We start from the raw sequence: 5,096 nt of genomic DNA, 5'->3' as shown, positions 1-5,096 counted from the left end.
TGGCCCCTCCGCGCAACGCGCTTTGGGGGGGTGCACATGTATGGGCCCCGCAATCCCCGGCAATGAATCGGCCACCATGGCGCCACGCTCGACCAACCCGCCGGAAAAAAAACGCCGCCCAAAGGGCGACCTCCTCGGTAGAGCCACGCCATGCGTGGCTGCCCCACCCACCCCAGCCCCACAAATGAACAGCGACCTACCCGCCTCGAGGTCGCACCGCAAACCGCGACCGGCATTGCAATTCCACATATTGCAGGAGGCCCACCGAGGGGATAGCATGGCCACGCAATCAATGCCGCCGGCCGTTTGTGTTATCCGGGGATTGATTGCGCTGCATCTGCCGCCGGCCGCTCCTGTTATCCGGGGAGATGCGCAGTGAACAAAGCCCCGATCAGGGGCTTTGTTGCTTTTCGGGCCGGATCAAGTCTCCCTTGGGGATAACCGAGTACACCTCCGCCCTCGGCTTGCGGGCCTGCAGTTCAAGAATCGCCCTGTCGCGGACCTTGTTGCCATAACCATCATCCCGGTCAATCGCGCTGACCACGGCGGTCATATGTCTGTGGGTCTCGATGATGGATGTACTGGCGAGGGCGGCTTCCAACTGGCGCACCAGATCGCACGGCATGTAACCATCCTTGCGAACACGGCTGTCGTAGTGATGCTTGCCGAGGAACACCAATTTCCTGCTGGCGGGCGACTCCTGCCCCAGCGCCATCTTCTGCCGCACGAGATCGTCGAATTGCTGGTCCGTGAGCTCGCCAATTTCCACGATGCAGACCCGCTGGCCTTCTGCAATCCTGTGTAGCTGCTCCAGAATGAGCTTGGGCGCATCGTGGTAGAGCGGCATCGCCCTTCCCTGGGTCGTAAAGACCCGATGCTGCAGGGAAACAGGTCGGCAGGCCATTCGATTTGTGCGATGCCAATGGGGTGGCGGAACATCGTCGGCCTATCGCAGAACATACCCCCAGGCGCCGACGCGGTTTCCGTCTGCGGTAGAGCCACGCCCTGCGTGGCTGCTCTCCGCCCGGCATCGCGAGGACACGCATGGCGTGTCTCTACCGGTTCATCCGGCATCGCGCAGACACGCATGGCGTGTCCCTACGCGCTCGACACCTTCATCAACACCAGCCCGCTCACGATCAGCACCGCCGCCGCGATGCGCATCGCGTTGACCTGCTCGGCGAGGAACACGATGCCGATGATGAACGCGCCGACCGCGCCGATGCCGGTCCAGATCGTATACGCCGTGCCCAACGGCAGGCTGCGCATCGCCAGGGCGAGCAACCAGAAGCTGCCGATCATGCCGACGAGTGTGATGATCGAGGGGGTGAGCTTGCTGAACCCGTCGGACTGCTTCATGGCGAACGCCCAGACGATTTCGAGTACACCGGCTGCCAACAGATAGATCCAGGCCATACGGCCTCCTTTGATGGGGCCAGGTCGTCCTGGTCATTGATGCCCGATGCGGGGGAGGCCGTTCCTCCAGATGTGGGGGGATTCTAGCGACTGGGCGTTCGGGTGGCGTGAGCTGCGGCGCTTGGGGATACGGGGGATTCAGGTGTACGTGGGACACGCATGGCGTGTCGCTACGATGATCGCCTTGGCTGGCGCTGCACGCTGCGCTTGGGATAGAATGCGTGGATGCACTGCAGGACCCCGTCCTGCCTGCACCAGTCTCTATGGTGGCCCCGTCGGCCCCTCGCGACGCTAGGTCGAAAATCCCGCCAGGGCCGGAAGGCAGCAACGGTATCGATCGACGCGGGCGCCGAGGTCAGCCGGCGGGGCCGCCACCTTTTTGGGCGGTTCAAAAGCAGCCGTCTAACAGACGGCTCTACCCCGCCGCGTAGCCCCAACCCACCCGCGCAGCCACCCATGGGGTGGCTCTACGGCAAGGTTACGTTCGGGGCCGTCGGGACCTGCAGGACTACGCGCTCGCCCGGCATCGCCACGCGGTGGCCTCGCTGGCGCAATGCTTCGCCGTCTGCTTCGCTGGCGTAGTGGTAGAGCATCATCCGCGCCTGCAGTTCCGCGCTGTACTCACGCTCGAGATTGTCCACGCCGGTGTGCGACGGATTGCCGTGCAGGCCGCAGTCGTGCGCGATCAGTTCGTTGTCGGCGGCGTAGCGTGCCAGCATTTCCGGCACTGGCCGGGTATCGCCGCTCCACACCAGCGCGCCCTGCAGGCGCAGGCCGTACGCGGTTTCCGGCCAGTGGTGGCGCACCGGGAAGACTTCGAGGCGCACGCCGTCGTGCCAGAAGGCATCGCCCACGACGATCAGCTGGAAGGCGTCCCAGAAGTTCGCCCCGCCCTCGGCCAGTACGTTCGGGTAGTCGGCGACGCGCTTGTGCAGCAGCGGCACCACGGTGGCCGGCACGTACAGGCGGATGCGCCCGCGCCGCTCGGGCGAAAAATAAGCGTCCACGAACAGCCGCTCGAAGCCGGCCACATGGTCCAGGTGCACATGAGTGATGAACACGGCGTCGGGCATGCGTCCGTACTGGGCCAGGAATGCCGTGAGGCCTTCGCCGCCGCAGTCGATGGTCAGCCACGGCTGGCCGTCGCGCTCGATCACCGCCATCGGCGAGCCCAACTGCACGGCCGACGCATTGCCGACCCCCATGAAGCGCAGCGCCCAGTCCATCAGTAGCCCCGGTTCCAGGCCAGGTCGTAGGCCCGACGCAGGCGCGCGAAATCCTTCTCCACCTCGTCGTGGCTGCGCTCGCCGCGCAGCTTGACCAGCGAACGGTGCAGGCGCTTGAGGTTGCGCTCGCGCCAGGCGGTGGCCGGAATGCGCTGCACGCCACGGTCGAAATCGATCAGCCAGCCATGCCCGTTGGCATCGAACAGGATGTTGTGGGCATTGAGGTCGGCATGGTCCAGCCCCGCGCGATGGAAACGCGCGATGAGCCGGCCGGTCTCTTCCCAGGGGGCGCCCCGCCCCGCAACAAGCGCGCGGTCGGCCAGCGAACGCACGCCTTCCAGGCGCTCCATCAGGATCGCGGTGCGATAGCGCAGGCCGTCGCGCATGTAGAACGCGGCGATCGGCTGCGGCACCGGCAGCTTCAGCGCGCGCAGGGCCCGCATGAGGCGGAATTCGGCAAAGCTGCGCGTGCGATTGGCGCCGCGCCACAGGTACTGGTCATGGCTGAACTTGGCCGCCATGCCGCCGCGCAGGTACTGGCGCAGCACGCATTGGCCGAACGGGGCGTCGACGAACCAGGCGCCGCCGCGGCCGCCATCACCGACCGGCCGGGCCCTGTCGCCCCAGTGGGCAGGCGAGAACAGGCTCATCTCGGCTTGCCGCAGCCGTTCGCGGTCGAACAGAATGGCACCTATACCGCGTCCATCGCGGCAGGGCGTCAGCGCTTCAGTGGCGTCAAATGCGACCATTCCTTCGAGTCTAACAACACCATGGCATCAACGTCCTCTTCCTTGTGTCTTTTGCGTTTGTCAGCGCTGGGCGACGTGACCCATGTGGTGCCCCTGGTACGCACGCTGCAGCGGGCGCGTCCGGGTACCGAACTGCACTGGATCATCGACAAGGCCGGGCACAAGCTGCTCGATGGCCTGCCGGGCGTGGTGTTCCATGCCTACGACAAGAAGACCGGCCTGGCGGGCATGCGTGCGCTGCGCGCCGAATTGCCGCCCGGCCGTTTCGAGGCCCTGCTGCAGATGCAGGTGGCGTTCCGCGCGAATGTGCTGTCGGCGTTCGTGCCCGCACAGCGCCGCATCGGCTACGACAAGGCCCGTTCTAAGGACCTGCATGGCCTCTTCATCAACGAGCGCATCCCCGACCGCCCCGGCATCCATGTGCTGGATGCGATCGGCAGCTTCTGCGAGCCACTGGGCATCGTCCAGACCGAGGTGAGCTGGGACCTGGCCGTGCCGCCGGCGGCGGTGGAATGGGCGCAGGCGCAGTGGCAGGACGATGGCCGCCCGGTGCTGATGATCTCCCCCTGCTCCAGCCACGTGCGCCGCAACTGGTATGCCGACCGCTATGCGGCGGTGGCCAATCATGCGGTCTCGCGCGGCTGGCGGGTGGTGCTGTGCGGAGGCCGCAGCGAGCTGGAGCGCGGCATGGCCGATGCGATCCAGGCGCAGCTGGACGTGCCGGCGCTGGACCTGGTGGGCAAGGACACGCTCAAGCAGCTGCCGGCCCTGCTTGCCCGTGCGGCGCTGGTGATGACGCCCGATTCGGGCCCGATGCATATCGCCAACGCGATGGGCGCCAAGGTGCTGGGCCTGCATGCGGCGAGCAACCCGCACCGCAGCGGCCCGTACTCGGACCGTCGCTACTGTGTTGACCGCTATGACGATGCGGCGCGGAAGTTCCTGGGCAAGCCGGCCAGCGCACTCAAGTGGGGCGCCAAGATCGAGTTCGACGATGTGATGCAGCTGATCACCGTGGAAGACGGCATTGCCGCCTTCGAACGGTATGTGGCCGATCAGCCGCGGCCGGCGTAATCCTTGTATGACTTCTCTTCGACGTAGACCGACCCCAGCGCCAGGTTGATGTCCTTCTTGATCCGGGCGCGCTGGTCGTTCTTCTGGTAGACGCTGCGGGCCAGGGCGATGAAGTCCTCATCGAAGGCATTGGCCTTGTCCTGCAGTCGGATGTTGTCTTCGATGTCCCAGAGCTGTTCGTTGATGTCCTTGAGCTCGGCGCGCAGCTTGGCGATGTCCTTGACCCCGGCCGGATGCGCCATCCAGGTCTTCTCCAGCGCGCTGAGCTCGGCACGGATGTTGGCCAGCTTGGCCGCATCACTGATGCGCTCGGACTTGATCTGCAGGATGGAGATCTTGTCCAGCAGTTCGCCGAAGGACACGGGAACGAGGATTTCTGCGGTCATGGGGGGCATTCCATCTTGGATAAGGCCAGTTTAGCGAATAGGCACCCAAGGCGTATCCGGTTGGAATTCCGCAGCGCCCGCGCAAAGCAGCGAAGCAACAAGCCCCTCTGTTGAGGGGCTGCCCCGAAGGGGCGGGGAGAGGAAGCAAAGCGGGGGCAACGGCGCAAAGCGGGGGCAACGGCGCAACGCGCCGTTGCAATCCCCCCCTCTCCGCCAGACACGCAAAAAAGGCCACCCGTAAGGGC

6 protein-coding genes and 1 other RNA gene are annotated in these 5,096 nt (G+C 65.6%); 2 read left to right on the top strand and 5 right to left on the bottom strand.

Going from position 1 to position 5,096, the window contains the following annotated elements:
* Positions 1 to 391: 391 nt before the first annotated feature.
* Together ACREPD_RS21645 and ACREPD_RS21640 are read right to left on the bottom strand one after the other, a co-directional pair.
* A complete protein-coding gene (locus ACREPD_RS21645) occupies positions 392 to 847 on the bottom strand; it encodes a hypothetical protein (RefSeq protein ID WP_431601203.1) in 456 nt (151 codons plus the stop codon).
* A gap of 251 nt (positions 848 to 1,098) precedes the next feature.
* The gene (locus tag ACREPD_RS21640) at positions 1,099 to 1,416 is read right to left on the bottom strand and encodes a DMT family transporter (protein WP_431601202.1); all 318 of its coding nucleotides are present in this window, start codon (positions 1,414 to 1,416) and stop codon (positions 1,099 to 1,101) included.
* Positions 1,417 to 1,688: 272 nt separating this feature from the next.
* On the opposite strand from ACREPD_RS21640, the gene ffs reads away from it, so the two are divergent.
* Positions 1,689 to 1,785, top strand: an RNA gene (ffs, locus tag ACREPD_RS21635) — signal recognition particle sRNA small type.
* Between the two features lie 98 nt (positions 1,786 to 1,883).
* Here the strand turns inward: ffs and ACREPD_RS21630 are convergent.
* Positions 1,884 to 2,642 (bottom strand): MBL fold metallo-hydrolase, encoded by a 759-nt coding sequence (locus ACREPD_RS21630; RefSeq protein ID WP_431601201.1) that lies wholly within the window; start codon positions 2,640 to 2,642, stop codon positions 1,884 to 1,886.
* On the bottom strand, positions 2,642 to 3,391 hold the full coding sequence (locus ACREPD_RS21625) for a 3-deoxy-D-manno-octulosonic acid kinase (protein ID WP_431601200.1): 750 nt from the start codon (positions 3,389 to 3,391) through the stop codon (positions 2,642 to 2,644). Before ACREPD_RS21625 ends, ACREPD_RS21630 begins: the two co-directional genes overlap by 1 nt.
* A gap of 21 nt (positions 3,392 to 3,412) precedes the next feature.
* Here ACREPD_RS21625 and ACREPD_RS21620 point away from each other — a divergent pair, with 21 nt between their 5' ends.
* Positions 3,413 to 4,465 carry a glycosyltransferase family 9 protein gene (locus tag ACREPD_RS21620; protein WP_431601199.1) on the top strand — a complete coding sequence of 351 codons (1,053 nt, stop codon included), beginning with the start codon at positions 3,413 to 3,415 and terminating at the stop codon, positions 4,463 to 4,465.
* On the opposite strand, the gene ACREPD_RS21615 is transcribed toward ACREPD_RS21620, so the two are convergent.
* Complete coding sequence (locus ACREPD_RS21615; protein ID WP_431601198.1) at positions 4,447 to 4,851, bottom strand: DUF6165 family protein; 405 nt, start codon at positions 4,849 to 4,851, stop codon at positions 4,447 to 4,449. The two genes, ACREPD_RS21620 and ACREPD_RS21615, sit on opposite strands and share 19 nt — an antisense overlap.
* Between the last annotated feature and the right edge of the window lie 245 nt (positions 4,852 to 5,096).

The sequence above is a fragment of the Stenotrophomonas sp. genome (genome assembly GCF_050737075.1).
Lineage (GTDB): Bacteria > Pseudomonadota > Gammaproteobacteria > Xanthomonadales > Xanthomonadaceae > Stenotrophomonas.
Note: the sequence above shows the minus strand (reverse complement) of the source record. Positions and strands in the feature narration are given on the sequence as shown.